The 12,545-nt window shown below is 70.3% G+C and carries 16 protein-coding genes; 6 read left to right on the forward strand and 10 right to left on the reverse strand.

All coding sequences use genetic code 11. The annotated features are described in order from the left end of the window. The first annotated feature begins 64 nt into the window (after nucleotides 1–64). Complete coding sequence (locus ABVB68_RS10370; RefSeq protein ID WP_353600605.1) at nucleotides 65–973, forward strand: YihY/virulence factor BrkB family protein; 909 nt, start codon at nucleotides 65–67, stop codon at nucleotides 971–973. On the opposite strand, the gene ABVB68_RS10375 is transcribed toward ABVB68_RS10370, so the two are convergent. After that, nucleotides 921–2,150 carry a D-alanyl-D-alanine carboxypeptidase family protein gene (locus ABVB68_RS10375; RefSeq protein ID WP_353600606.1) on the reverse strand — a complete coding sequence of 410 codons (1,230 nt, stop codon included), beginning with the start codon at nucleotides 2,148–2,150 and terminating at the stop codon, nucleotides 921–923. The genes ABVB68_RS10370 and ABVB68_RS10375 overlap by 53 nt on opposite strands. Nucleotides 2,151–2,241: 91 nt before the next feature. Between ABVB68_RS10375 and ABVB68_RS10380 the strand changes: the two genes are divergently transcribed. Together ABVB68_RS10380 and ABVB68_RS10385 are read left to right on the forward strand one after the other, a co-directional pair. Next, nucleotides 2,242–2,481: an SCO4848 family membrane protein gene (locus ABVB68_RS10380; protein ID WP_353600607.1), complete on the forward strand. Its 240-nt coding sequence runs from the start codon at nucleotides 2,242–2,244 to the stop codon at nucleotides 2,479–2,481. Between the two features lie 315 nt (nucleotides 2,482–2,796). Further along, a complete protein-coding gene (locus ABVB68_RS10385; protein WP_353600608.1) occupies nucleotides 2,797–4,341 on the forward strand; it encodes an ABC transporter substrate-binding protein in 1,545 nt (514 codons plus the stop codon). An 89-nt stretch (nucleotides 4,342–4,430) separates the two neighbouring features. Here ABVB68_RS10385 and ABVB68_RS10390 read toward each other — a convergent pair whose 3' ends face one another. The 4 genes from ABVB68_RS10390 to ABVB68_RS10405 form a co-directional block, all read right to left on the reverse strand. Next, the gene (locus ABVB68_RS10390) at nucleotides 4,431–5,171 is read right to left on the reverse strand and encodes a TetR/AcrR family transcriptional regulator (protein ID WP_353600609.1); all 741 of its coding nucleotides are present in this window, start codon (nucleotides 5,169–5,171) and stop codon (nucleotides 4,431–4,433) included. Nucleotides 5,172–5,182: 11 nt separating this feature from the next. Continuing rightward, nucleotides 5,183–5,746: a thiol-disulfide oxidoreductase DCC family protein gene (locus ABVB68_RS10395; protein ID WP_353600610.1), complete on the reverse strand. Its 564-nt coding sequence runs from the start codon at nucleotides 5,744–5,746 to the stop codon at nucleotides 5,183–5,185. Nucleotides 5,747–5,751: 5 nt separating this feature from the next. Further along, complete coding sequence (locus ABVB68_RS10400) at nucleotides 5,752–6,159, reverse strand: hypothetical protein (RefSeq protein ID WP_353600611.1); 408 nt, start codon at nucleotides 6,157–6,159, stop codon at nucleotides 5,752–5,754. 215 nt (nucleotides 6,160–6,374) lie between these two features. Beyond that, nucleotides 6,375–6,785, reverse strand: a complete 411-nt coding sequence (locus ABVB68_RS10405; protein ID WP_353600612.1) for a VOC family protein — start codon at nucleotides 6,783–6,785, stop codon at nucleotides 6,375–6,377. Between the two features lie 188 nt (nucleotides 6,786–6,973). Here ABVB68_RS10405 and ABVB68_RS10410 point away from each other — a divergent pair, with 188 nt between their 5' ends. The 3 genes from ABVB68_RS10410 (at nucleotide 6,974) to ABVB68_RS10420 (ending at nucleotide 8,285) form a co-directional block, all read left to right on the forward strand. After that, nucleotides 6,974–7,405 (forward strand): TM2 domain-containing protein, encoded by a 432-nt coding sequence (locus tag ABVB68_RS10410; protein WP_353600613.1) that lies wholly within the window; start codon nucleotides 6,974–6,976, stop codon nucleotides 7,403–7,405. Next, nucleotides 7,398–7,802, forward strand: a complete 405-nt coding sequence (locus ABVB68_RS10415; RefSeq protein WP_353600614.1) for a DUF2752 domain-containing protein — start codon at nucleotides 7,398–7,400, stop codon at nucleotides 7,800–7,802. The genes ABVB68_RS10410 and ABVB68_RS10415 overlap by 8 nt, the downstream gene beginning before the upstream one ends. 219 nt (nucleotides 7,803–8,021) lie before the next feature. Then, on the forward strand, nucleotides 8,022–8,285 hold the full coding sequence (locus ABVB68_RS10420; protein ID WP_353600615.1) for a TM2 domain-containing protein: 264 nt from the start codon (nucleotides 8,022–8,024) through the stop codon (nucleotides 8,283–8,285). A gap of 70 nt (nucleotides 8,286–8,355) precedes the next feature. Here the strand turns inward: ABVB68_RS10420 and ABVB68_RS10425 are convergent, their stop codons facing one another. The 5 genes from ABVB68_RS10425 to ABVB68_RS10445 all read right to left on the reverse strand — a co-directional run bounded on the left by ABVB68_RS10425 (nucleotide 8,356) and on the right by ABVB68_RS10445 (nucleotide 12,512). After that, on the reverse strand, nucleotides 8,356–9,135 hold the full coding sequence (locus tag ABVB68_RS10425) for a succinate dehydrogenase iron-sulfur subunit (RefSeq protein WP_353600616.1): 780 nt from the start codon (nucleotides 9,133–9,135) through the stop codon (nucleotides 8,356–8,358). Then, the gene (gene sdhA, locus ABVB68_RS10430) at nucleotides 9,135–10,889 is read right to left on the reverse strand and encodes a succinate dehydrogenase flavoprotein subunit (RefSeq protein ID WP_353600617.1); all 1,755 of its coding nucleotides are present in this window, start codon (nucleotides 10,887–10,889) and stop codon (nucleotides 9,135–9,137) included. Before sdhA ends, ABVB68_RS10425 begins: the two co-directional genes overlap by 1 nt. A 19-nt stretch (nucleotides 10,890–10,908) precedes the next feature. After that, nucleotides 10,909–11,388, reverse strand: coding sequence for a succinate dehydrogenase hydrophobic membrane anchor subunit (locus ABVB68_RS10435; protein ID WP_353600618.1), 480 nt, complete (start codon nucleotides 11,386–11,388; stop codon nucleotides 10,909–10,911). 5 nt (nucleotides 11,389–11,393) lie between these two features. Continuing rightward, nucleotides 11,394–11,774 carry a succinate dehydrogenase, cytochrome b556 subunit gene (gene sdhC, locus ABVB68_RS10440; RefSeq protein WP_353600619.1) on the reverse strand — a complete coding sequence of 127 codons (381 nt, stop codon included), beginning with the start codon at nucleotides 11,772–11,774 and terminating at the stop codon, nucleotides 11,394–11,396. A 189-nt stretch (nucleotides 11,775–11,963) separates the two neighbouring features. Beyond that, nucleotides 11,964–12,512 (reverse strand): 2-oxo-4-hydroxy-4-carboxy-5-ureidoimidazoline decarboxylase, encoded by a 549-nt coding sequence (locus ABVB68_RS10445; RefSeq protein ID WP_353600620.1) that lies wholly within the window; start codon nucleotides 12,510–12,512, stop codon nucleotides 11,964–11,966. Between the last annotated feature and the right edge of the window lie 33 nt (nucleotides 12,513–12,545).

The raw sequence follows: 12,545 nt of genomic DNA on the forward strand, positions 1-12,545 counted from the left end.
ATGTCCCCTGATAATGACGTCATTTCAGCGGTGTGGACAGGGGCGGCGGGGGCAGGAACGGATCATGGACTGGCTGAAGAGGCTGCCGGGCATCGGGCCGATCATCACCCGGCTCATGACCACGCACGCGTGGCGGAGCTACGAGCGGCTGGACCGGGTGAAGTGGACCCGGCTGGCCGCCGCCATGACGTTCGTCAGCTTCATCGCGCTGTTCCCGCTGCTGACCGTGGCCGCGGCCCTCACCGCCGCCACGCTCAGCCCGGCCAGCCAGAAGACGGTCGAGGACCGGATCGCCGACCAGTTCCCGGGCCTCTCCCAGCAGTTGGACGTCAGCTCGCTGGCGCAGAACGCCGGCACCGTCGGCGTCATCGCGGGCGCCGCGCTGCTGTTCACCGGCATCGGCTGGGTCGGCCAGGTGCGGGACTGCCTGCGCTCGGTCTGGGAGCTGGCCGACCGCGAGGAGAACCCGGTGCTGGCCAAGGCCAAGGACGCCGTCATCCTCCTCGGCCTCGGCGGCGCCCTGCTGGTCACGCTCGCCGCGTCCACGCTCGCCTCGGCCGCCGTCGGCTGGCTGTCCCGGCAGATCGGCCTGGACGAGCACAGCTGGGGCAGCCTGCTGCTGCGGATCGCCGCGTTCGCCGTCGCCGTCCTCGGCGACTTCCTCGTCCTGCTCTACGTCCTCACCCTGCTGCCCGGGGTCGAGCCGCAGCGCCGCCGCCTGCTGGTCGCCGCGCTGCTCGGCTCGATCGGCTTCGAGGTGCTGAAGCTGCTGATCAGCGGCTATATCCAGGGAGTCGCCGCGAAGAGCGTGTACGGCGCCTTCGGTGTCCCCGTGGCACTGCTGCTGTGGATCAACTTCACCGCGAAACTCGTCCTGTTCTGCGCCTCCTGGACGGCGACGAAGAGCAAGGAGGCGGAACTCACGGACGGGTCCGACGCCGCATCAGGTCCGGCAGCGGCCAGCGCCGGTTGATCAGGAACACACCGCCCCCGAGCAGCACCAGCAGCCCGCCCGTGATGGCCAGGGCGACACCCACGCCGCGGGAGCCGCCGCCCGTGGCGGCGCTCGCCACCGGTTTCGAGCCGACCCCGGCCCCCCGGGCGGCCTGCCCGGCCGACGCGCCGGGGCTCGGGGACCCCGGCGCGGCGCTCTTCGGAGGCACCAGCTCGCCCACCGGAGTGACCTTGCCGGCCGCCTGGAAGCCCCAGTCGAGCAGCTTCGCGGACTCCTTGTAGACCTCGTTGTGCTCGTGCTTCTCCGGGTTCATCACCGTGACCAGCAGCACCTTGCCGCCCCGCTCGGCGACTCCGGTGAAGGTGGCGCCCGCGTGGGTGGTGTTGCCGTTCTTCACACCCGCGATGCCCTGGTACACGGGCACGTCGGTGTCGCCGCTCAGCAACCGGTTGGTGTTCCGGATCTCACCGTCCCCGAACGTCGCCCGCACCGTCGAGCAGTAGTCGCGGAAGTCCTTCTTCTGCAGTCCGGAGCGGGCGAACAGCGTCAGGTCGTAGGCGGACGACACCTGCCTCGGCTCGTCGTAGCCGTCGGGGGAGACCACGTGGGTGTCCAGGGCCTGCAGTTCCTCGGCGTGGGCCTGCATGTCCCGCACGGTCTGCGCGACGCCGCCGTTCATCCGGGACAGCACGTGCACGGCGTCGTTGCCGGAGCGCAGGAAGACCCCGAGCCACAGGTCGTGGACGGTGTAGGTCTTCCCCGCCTTTATCCCGACGACGCTGGAGCCGGCGCCCATGCCCGCGAGGTCCGAGGGCACCACCTTGTGCGCGGTGGCCTTGGGGAACCGGGGCAGCACGGTGTCCGCGAACAGCATCTTCAGGGTGCTCGCCGGGGGCAGCCGCCAGTGCGCGTTGTGCGCGGCGAGCACCTGACCGGACTCCGCGTCGGAGACGATCCACGACCGCGCGGTGAGGTCCCTGGGCAGCACGGGCACGCCGGGCGCGAGGTTCACCTGGGTGCCGGGCAGACCGAGCCGGGCGCCGCCCAGCTCCGACATGCGGGCCGGCGGCGTGGCCGTCGGACTGGCCGAGGGGGCCGGCGCGGCGAGGGCGGCGGGCGCCGTGACGGAGAGGGACAGCAGGGTGGCGGAGGTGACCAGCAGTGATCGTCGGCCGGTCTTCTTGACTGCGGGCACGACCGAGAACGTACCCGGAGCAAACGGGGAAGTCCCGCCACCCGCTCCACCCCCGACACGGAACCGGACACGGGACGGCGATACTGGGGGTATGAAGCTCAGCCGCCCGGTCTCCTGGTTCCTGCTCGCCTTCGGGGTGTGGAGCTGGGTCATCTGGGTCACTTTCGTCAAGAACCTCGTCAAGGACAGCAGCGGGCTGGCGTTCGACGACGGTCACCCGACCGCGTACTTCTGGGTGCACCTGCTGCTGGCGGTCGTCTCCTTCGTATGGGGGACGGCCATCGGGGTCATCGGGTTGCGCGGACTGCGCGCACTGCGCCGTACGTCATAGCGGGGGACGGGCCCCACGTGGTCACCGTCTCCGCGGCCGCCGCCCTGGCCGCGGAGCGCTTCGGGGGCCCCTTCCGGCTCCGGCGCACCCCGGCCCGGCCCGGCTTCCCGGGGGCCGGTCCTCGCCTCGGTAAGTTCTTCCTCATCTGGTCAGAAAGCCCTTCCGCGAGCTGAAACAGGTGTGATTAGGTGAGCCGCGCCACTTAGGGGAGTGGCCCAGTCGTGCTGGCCAGGGGTAGGGCCCCTTGCGGCTCGTGCTGGCCAGGGGTAGGGCCCCTTGGGGCTTGGGGAGGGCACCACCATGCGATCTGTTCGCATGCGCGTTCTCGTGACTTCGCTCGTGCTCGCGGTCGTGGGAATCGGCGGCTGGCAGTTGCTGCCGTCGCAGGAGAACAGGAACAAGACGATCACGGTCGGCACGACGGACGCCGTCACCGCGCTGGATCCGGCCGGCGCCTACGACGCCGGTTCCTGGGCGTTGTTCAGCAACGTCTTCCAGTCGCTGCTGACCTTCGAGCCGGGCGGGGTGGAGCCGGTCCCGGACGCGGCGAAGAGCTGCGGCTTCGAGGGCAGCGGCCTGAGGACGTACACGTGCAGGCTGCGGGACGGGATCACCTTCCCGAGCGGTCGCGAGATGACGGCCGCGGACGTGAAGTACTCCTTCGACCGCATGAAGAAGATCAATTCCGATGTCGGCCCCGTGTCCCTGTTCGGCACGCTCGGCTCGGTGACCGCCGACGACGCCAAGACGGTCACCTTCCACCTGTCCTCGCCGGACGCCACCTTCCCGCTGAAGGTCGCCACGGGCGCCGGTTCGATCGTCGACAAGGACAAGTACCCGGCCGGCGCGCTGCGTTCCGGCTCCGCGGTCGACGGCACGGGGCCGTACCGGCTGACGGGTTACACCAAGGACGAGAAGGCCGACCTCGAGCCGAACACGCACTACAGGGGCTACCTCAGCGGCACCGGCCGCCCCATCGCGCTGCGCTACTACCCCGACTCCCGGAAACTCGACGGCGCCTGGAAGGCCCGGCAGGTCGATGTCGCCACCCGGACGCTGTCGCCGGACGTGCTGTCGCAGCTGAACCCGAGCGACCCCGACATCCGGGTCACCGAGTCCGACAGCTCCGAGACCCGCAACCTGTACCTCAACACCCGCGCCGCCTCCCCGCTGCACGACGCGCGCGTGCGGCGCGCGATGGCCTGGCTGGTCAACCGCGAGGAGCTGGCCGCGACGGTCTACGAGGGCACGGTCGATCCGCTGTACTCGCTGGTCCCGACCGGCATCATCGGCCACACCACGTCGTTCTTCGACGGCTACCCGGCGCGGAGCCCCAAGAAGGCGCGCGCGCTGCTCACCGAGGCCGGGGTGAGCCTGCCGGTACGGTTCACCCTGGGCTACGGCGTCGGCCGCGGCGCCGGCGCGGAGGAGGCCGCGGCCCTGAAGAAGCAGCTGGAGGCGGACGGCCTGTTCAAGGTCGACGTCAGGGGCTACGAGTGGACCGACTTCCAGAAGCGCTGGGCCGCGGGGAAGATGGACGCCTGGGCGGTCGGCTGGGTGGCCGACTATCCCGACCCGGACACCTTCGGCGGCCCGCTCGTGGGCACCGGCTCCACGATGAGCACCGGGTACAGCAACAAGCTGGTCGACCATCTCATCCTGGACAGCCGGCAGTTCGCCGACCGCAGCCGGGTGGCGGGCGACTTCCGCGACCTCCAGACCGACGTGGCCCAGGACGTGCCGCTGATCCCGCTGTGGCAGCGCAAGGAGTACGTGGTCAGCACCCAGGACGTGGGCGGCGGCCAGTACCTGGACGACGGCACGGGCGTGTTCCGGCTGTGGCGGCTGGGCTGGATCTGAGCCCCTCCCAGGGACTTGTGCCGGGTCCGGCCTCTGCGTGCGCTGAGACCGGGCCCGCGTCCCGTTCCCGTTTCTTCACCCGGAAGTGATCACTCGTCCCGTCTGCGTCCCGGGTCCGGCAGTGCCTTCGTCATGCCCGGGAGGAAGTCCGTGAACAGCTCGTGGATCTCCAGGACGAGCGGGCGCAGGACGCGGAACCGGGCCAGGGCGACCCCGCGCGCCGTCAGCCGGGCCCCGCGCCGCGCCAGCCGGTAGCTGCGCTCGCGCCCCTCCGTGCGGTCGAAGACCCAGTACAGGACCAGCCCCATCTGTGAGAGCCACATCAACTCCGGCAGCACGTCCCGCAGTTCGGGCGCCACCTTGGACCTGGAGCCGGCCAGTACCTCCCGGTGCACGCTGATCGCCTGTTCGCGCGCGTGCTCGCTCTCCGGGGAGAAGGGGCTGAGCGGGCTGTCGGGGTCGGCGGCGTTCTTGAAGAACTGCACGGCGAACTCGTGGTAGGGCCTGGCGATGTCCAGCCAGGCGGTCAGGACGCCGGCCAGCCGCGCCTCCAGGTCGGTCTCCCGGTCCAGGACCTCCCGGACCGCCACCTGGTGTTCGGTGGCGATCCGGTCGTAGAACCCCTGGATCAGGTGCTCCTTGCCCGCGAAGTAGTAGTAGGCGTTGCCCACGGAGACCCCGGCCTCCTTGGCGATGGCCCGCATGGTCGTCTTGTCGTACCCGCTCTCCTGGAACAACCGCATCGCGGTCTCCAGGATCAGCGCGCGGGTCTGCTCGGACTTGCTGCTCTGGGGGCCGGCCGCTGCCGGGCCGTCGTTCTTCGCGGGCACGGTAGAAGAGCCTAACGACTGGGGCGGGCGCCGTCGGAGCAGGTCGCCGGCTCGTGGCTCCAGCCGGAGTCCGGGCGGTACACCCAGCCGTCCGCGCTGCCGTACGCCTGCCCGCCCCACGGTGCGCCGCGCCAGGGCGCGCCGCCCACCTGCCGCCCCCGGCGGCGCGCCGGGCCCGGTCCCCGCCCCTGCGCACCGCGCCATTTCGCGGCGGCGAGCACCGCGTCCCGGGCCGGCACGGCACCGGCCGGGGCGGCGAGCCGGTGGGCGAGCGGGCGGTGCTCGCGCAGGGCCCACAGGACGACGATCCAGGCGCGGGAGCCCCGGTAGACCTGCCCGCGGTCGCCGACGACGGTGATCTCGTCCAGGGTGGCGCGGTGGTCGAGCCCGGGGAAGCGGCCGCGCGCCTCGGCGGAGCCGGCCGGTACATGCTCCAGCGGCACCAGCTGCGACTGCCGTGTCAGCCAGCGGCGCAGGTGGGTGCACAGGGCGCACTCGGCCTCGTACAGGACGGTCAGCCCGCGGACCGGGGCGCTCGCGGCGCCCCGGTCCGCCGTGTTCGTCACGCCGGTCATGACCGTCACGCGCCGGCCGCCGGAGCGACCCACTCCTGCGGGGTGACGGGAGGCCGCTGCTCCCGCTCCATCACCCCGCGCCGGCGGATCCTGTTGAGCACGTACACGTTGGCCAGGTGCATCACGCCGAGCACCAGCAGCACCACGCCGAGCTTGGTCGACAGGGCCTCGAAGATGCCGCGGGTGTCCTCGATCGTCGCGTCGCCGCTCAGGTACAGCGCCACGAAGCCCAGGTTGACCAGGTAGAAACCCACCACCAGCAGGTGGTTGACGGCGTCCGCGAGCTTCTCGTCGCCGTGCAGTACGTCGGAGAGGAAGATCCGGCCGTTGCGGCTGAGCGTGCGGGCCACCCAGGCGGTCAGCGCGATGCTGACGACCAGGTAGATGACGTAGGCGATGACGGTGCGGTCCATGCCCCACCCCTTCTTGAACGCGTTCAAAACGCTGACGGGAATGACTGTAGACCCGTTTTTGAACGTGTTCAAGTCAACGGCGGACGGGTGGAGTTCCGGGTCGGCGGGGGGCCGGCGGACGGGTGGAGTCCCGGGCCGGCGGACGGTCGGAGTCCCGGGCCCGCGGACGGCCGGTGGGCGGGCTGAGGCACGGTCAGGGACCCCGGACCGGCCGGTCAGGCCCTGCGGCCCAGTTCCGGGCGCTTGGTGTAGTCCGTGAGGCCGAGGATGTTGCCCCAGGGGTCGGCGATCTCCACGGTCCAGCCGGTGGCCACCGGGAACACCCCGTCGAGGGGTTCGATGCCCGCCGCGGCCAGCTCCCGCGCCGCCACCCGCGCGTCCGGCACCTCCAGCCAGATGCGGGGCGAGGGCCAGGGCGGCGACCGGTGCGCCACCGCCTCCTCGGCGCGCAGCAGGATGCCGGGCGTCTCCGCGCCGACCTTCAGCAGCGCGATCCCGGCCTCGTCGAACCGGAATCCGACGGTGAACCCGGCCCGCTCGTAGAATCCGATCGCGTCGGCGAGGTCACCGACGGGCAGCAGCACGTTGTCGAAACCGAGCAGCTCGTAGGACTGGTCGTCTGACATGCCATCAGATTAGGTGTCATGTCGACCGGAAACGGACATTGCCGGTGCCGTGTGCCCGGTCCGTGCCGGAAACGACTTCTCAGGGGCAGTTGATCTCCGGCAAGATGTGCCTTCGCCGTCGAACACCGTATATCCGGCCATCCGACGGTCAGCCAAGTCAGTCCAGTCAAGGCCACCGGAGAACGACCGTGACCGAACAGCCGCAGCAGCCGCCCCAGCCCGGATACGGCTACCCCCAGCCCCCCGGCTATCCGGCGGGCGCCCCCCAGGGGGGCCAGCCGCAGGGCGGCTACCCGCAAGGCGGCTATCCGCCGGCCGGCTACCCCGCCCCCGGGGCCTACATGCCCCCGCCCGGGACCTACACCGGCGACCCGAACGCCCCCTACGGCTACGACCTCTACGGGCGGCCCTACTCCGACAAGTCGAAGATCGTCGCCGGTGTGCTCCAGCTGACCCTCGGCACCCTGGGCGTGGGCCGGTTCTACATAGGCAGCGTCGGCATGGGTCTGGCGCAGCTGTTCACCTGCGGCGGCTTCGGCATCTGGGCGCTCATCGACGGCATCATGCTGCTGGTCGGCGACAGCCACACCGACGGTCAGGGGCGGATCCTGCGTGGCTGATGTGCTGGGCCGGCCCCTGCTGCGCCGTCCCGCGACCGCACCGGTGGCGGTGCTCGTCGCGGGCGCGGCGGGGCTGGTCCACCTCTACGGCACCGACCCGCACCGGCCGGGCCAGTTCCTGCCCCGGTGCCCGTTCCACCTCGTCACCGGCCTGCTCTGCCCGGCCTGTGGCGGCACACGCATGGTCTACGACCTGATGCACGGTCACCTCGCCCAGGCGTGGCTGGACAACCGCGCCCTGCTGCTCGCCGCGCCCTTCGCGCTGGCGCTGTGGGGCCGTTGGACGTGGGAGGGGCTGCACGGGCGCGCCTGGCGCCCCCGGCCGGCCCGGTGGGTGCAGCTGGCCGTACCGGCAATCGCCCTCGTCTGGACGGTCGTTCGCAACCTCGTCGGGTGACCCCCGGCCGGCGCCCGCACGGTGCCGGCCGCGAGATGATCACGAAAGACGAACAATCGGCCACCCTGGCCATTTTTCGTTCTTTACACTCTCTAGACTCGCGGACACAGGGGGACGGCGGTCGTGTACCGCGCCGGGTTCTCCCCTGCGCGCACATCGGAGCACCCCGTCCCCGGGGCTCCTCACTTCCGTCATCCACGGCATTCCAGGAGCACGAACATGTCCGTCCCCACTCCGCAGGCCCCGTACGGCGTCGACCCGCAGGGCCGTCCGTACTCCGACAAGTCGAAGATCGTCGCGGGCATCCTGCAGCTCTTCCTCGGCAGCTTCGGCGCCGGCCGCTTCTACGTCGGCTCCACGGGCATCGCCCTGGCCCAGCTGTTCACCTGCGGCGGCCTCGGCTTCTGGGCGCTGATCGACGGCATCCTGTTCCTGACCAGCAACGACCGCACGGACAAGCAGGGCAACCCGCTGCGCGGCTGACGCTGCCCGAACGCGCCCGAGGGCCCCGCCTCCTGTCGGAGACGGGGCCCTCGGGCGTGCTGCGGTGGGATCAGAAGCGGCGCGTGATCAGGGCGCGCTTCACTTCCTGGATGGCCTTCGTGACCTCGATACCGCGCGGGCAGGCGTCCGTGCAGTTGAAGGTCGTGCGGCAACGCCACACACCGTCGCGGTCGTTGAGGATCTCCAGCCGCTGCTCGCCGGCGTCGTCACGCGAGTCGAAGATGAAGCGGTGGGCGTTGACGATCGCGGCCGGGCCGAAGTACTGGCCGTCGTTCCAGAACACCGGGCAGGACGACGTGCACGCGGCGCACAGGATGCACTTGGTGGTGTCGTCGAAGCGCGCGCGGTCCTCGGGGGACTGCAGCCGCTCGCGGGTCGGCTCGTTGGTGTCGTTCGTGATCAGGAACGGCATGACGTCCCGGTACGCCTGGAAGAACGGCTCCATGTCCACGATCAGGTCCTTCAGGACCGTCAGGCCCTTTATGGGCTCGACCGTGATCGGCTTCTCGGGGTTGATGTCCTTGATCAGCGTCTTGCAGGCAAGGCGGTTCTTGCCGTTGATCCGCATCGCGTCCGAGCCGCAGATGCCGTGCGCGCACGAGCGGCGGAAGGTCAGGGTGCCGTCGATGTCCCACTTGATCTTGTGGAGGCCGTCGAGGACCCGCTCCTTGGGGTCGATCTCCAGCTGGAAGTCTTCCCAGACCGCCTCCGCCGAGACCTCCGGGTTGAACCGGCGGATGCGGAAGGTGACCGTGATGTAGGGGGAGTCGGCGAAGCCGGGCTCGGGCTGGCCGGCCGCGTCCGCCTTGTCCAGAACAGGGGTAGCCATCAGTACTTACGCTCCATCGGCTGGTAGCGGGTCTGGACGACCGGCTTGTAGTCGAGACGGACGGTCTCCGAACCGTCGGCGCCGACCTCGCGGTACGCCATGGTGTGGCGCATGAAGTTGACGTCGTCGCGGTTCGGGTAGTCCTCGCGGTAGTGACCGCCGCGGGACTCCTTGCGGGCGAGGGCGGACACCGCCATGACCTCGGCGAGGTCGAGCAGGTTGCCCAGCTCGATCGCCTCGAGGAGGTCCGTGTTGAACCGCTTGCCCTTGTCCTGGATCGACACGTTCTTGTACCGCTCGCGCAGCTCGGCGATCTTCTCGACGGCCGTCTTGATCGTCTGCTCGGTGCGGAACACCATGACGTTGGCGTCCATGGTCTCCTGCAGCTCGCGGCGGATCGTGGCCACCCGCTCGTTGCCGGTGGAGGTGCGCAGCCGCTCGATCTGCTCGACGACCAGGGACTCCGGTGCCTCGGGCAGCTCGACGAAGTCCGCCTTCGCCGAGTACTCGGCGGCGGCGATGCCGGCGCGGCGGCCGAAGACGTTGATGTCCAGCAGCGAGTTGGTGCCGAGGCGGTTGGCGCCGTGCACCGACACGCAGGCGACCTCGCCGGCCGCGTACAGGCCCGGGACGACGGTGGTGTTGTCCGCGAGGACCTCACCCTCGACGTTGGTCGGGATGCCGCCCATCGCGTAGTGCGCGGTCGGCTGGATCGGGATCGGGTCCGTGTAGGGCTCGATGCCGAGGTAGGTGCGCGCGAACTCGGTGATGTCCGGGAGCTTGGCGTCCAGCTGCTCCGGCGGCAGGTGCGTCAGGTCCAGGTAGACGTGGTCGCCCTCGGGACCGCAGCCGCGGCCCTCGCGGATCTCCGTGTAGATGGAGCGGGAGACGACGTCACGGGAGGCGAGGTCCTTCATGACCGGCGCGTACTTCTCCATGAAGCGCTCGCCGTCCTTGTTGCGCAGGATGCCGCCCTCACCGCGGGCGCCCTCGGTGAGCAGGATGCCCATGCGCCAGATGCCGGTCGGGTGGAACTGGAAGAACTCCATGTCCTCCAGCGGCAGACCCCGGCGGTAGACGGCGGCCTGGCCGTCACCGGTGAGGGTGTGCGCGTTGGAGGTCACCTTGAAGAACTTGCCGGTGCCACCGGAGGCGTAGATCACGGCCTTCGCCTGGAAGATGTGGATCTCGCCGGTGGCCAGCTCGTACGCCACCACGCCGGCCGACCGCTTGACGCCGTCGACCTCGGTGATCAGCTGGTCCAGGACGTAGAACTCGTTGAAGAACTCCACGCCCTCCTTGACGCAGTTCTGGTACAGCGTCTGGAGGATCATGTGGCCGGTGCGGTCCGCGGCGTAGCAGGACCGGCGGACCGGGGCCTCACCGTGGTTGCGGGAGTGCCCGCCGAAGCGGCGCTGGTCGATCCTCCCGTCCGGCGTCCGGTTGAACGGCAGGCCCATCTTCTCCAGGTCGAGGACGGCGTCGATGGCCTCCTTCGCCAGGATCTCGGCGGCGTCCTGGTCGACCAGGTAGTCACCGCCCTTGACCGTGTCGAAGGTGTGCCACTCCCAGTTGTCCTCCTCCACGTTGGCGAGCGCGGCGGCCATGCCGCCCTGCGCGGCGCCCGTGTGGGAGCGGGTGGGGTAGAGCTTGGTCAGCACGGCGGTGCGGCTGCGCTTCGTCGCCTCGATGGCGGCGCGCATGCCCGCGCCACCGGCGCCGACGATGACGGTGTCGTACTTGTGGATCTTCATGATTCTCGCAGCCCCGTGCCTAGCGGATGTTCGGGTCGAAGGTGAAGATCACCAGCGTGCCCAGCAGGATGGTGAACACCGTGGCGGTGTAGAGCAGGCCCTTGAGCCACAGCCGGGTGTTCGCCCGCTCGGCGTAGTCGTTGATGACCGTGCGCAGGCCGTTGGCGCCGTGCAGCATCGCGAGCCACAGCATCAGCAGGTCCCAGAGCTGCCAGAACGGGGACGCCCAGCGGCCGGCCACGAAGGCGAAGCCGATCTTGGACACGCCGCCGTCCAGCACCAGCTGGATCAGCAGGTGGCCGATGACCAGCACGACCAGCACGATGCCGGACAGGCGCATGAACAGCCAGGCCGCCATCTCGAAGTTGCCCCGGGTGGACTTCGGGGACTTCTTGGTGCGCTTGCGCGGCGCCTCGATGAACGGGGCGGGGTTGTCGACGGTGTACACGGGGGCGCCCTCGACGGGGCCGACTCCGGAGGAGACTTCAGTCGTGGACATGGGCGTCAGCTCCCGAACAGAACACGAGCGGCGTGGCCGAGGACGGGGTAGACCGCCCCGCCCATCAGGACGGCCCAGACGATGGCGACGGACCAGAACATCTGCTTCTGGTAGCGCGGGCCCTTCGACCAGAAGTCGACGGCGATGACACGCAGGCCGTTGAGCGCGTGGAAGAGGACGGCGGCTACGAGGCCGTACTCCAACAGCGCCACGATCGGCGTCTTGTACGTGGCTACGACCTTGTCGTAGTCCTCAGGGGAGACACGCACGAGAGCGGTGTCCAGGACATGGACGAACAGGAAGAAGAAGATGAGGACGCCGGTGACTCGATGAGCCACCCAGGACCACATTCCTTCCCGGCCGCGGTACAGCGTTCCAGCCGGCACGGAAGAACCCTCCGGGAGCGGGGACTAGGGCCGCGCCGGCTTCACTGTCGGTCGGGCCCGGCCGGGTACGGTCCACCGGCCCCCAGCATCGTAGCGAGGCGCCGCGCCGTGCCCGACGGGGGGCCTGACTGTGTGATCAAAGTGGCACCGGACGGGCTACAGATGCGGCATTCGGCCCGGTCTGCGCGGCTATTTTCCGGTGGTGGGCGCGCCCTGACCGGCCGCGCAGCTCCCCGCGGCCCGCAGGAACTCCTCCAGCCGGCCCCTCGCGAGGCGCCGCAGCTCGTCCGCGGCCACGACCCGCTCCTCCTCCGGATCGTTCACCAATCGTGACCGAATGGCCTCCAGGATGCGGTCGAGGGCCTCGTCCGGAGGGACATCACCCAGAGAGATGACGAACGCGTGTCCGAATCTCGCCTCGTAGGCCGCGTTCGCCGCGCTCAGGGCCATGTGGGCCGCCGAGTAGGCGTCCTCGGGCAGCTCGGGCAGCGACTCCCCGGCCAGCGCCTCCGACAGATCGGCCGGGGACAGGTCGTAGGCCGCCTCGTCCGCGGCCGCCAGGAGGGCGTCCAGGTCGGGGTAGGGGCGGTGCTCCGCGAGCCGGTGGGCCCAGCACGGGCTGTGCAGGCAGTGCTGCAGGAGGGTGCGGGCCTCGTCGGCCGGGGCGCCGTTGAAGGCGTCCAGGGGCGTGGGGAGATGCGGGAGACGGTGGGCGGGCAGCGTGGGTCCTCGCGTCACATGCGGTGTGGCAGGGGATGCTGTGAAAGATGT

The organism is Streptomyces sp. NPDC096012 (assembly GCF_040426375.1).
GTDB lineage: Bacteria > Actinomycetota > Actinomycetes > Streptomycetales > Streptomycetaceae > Streptomyces.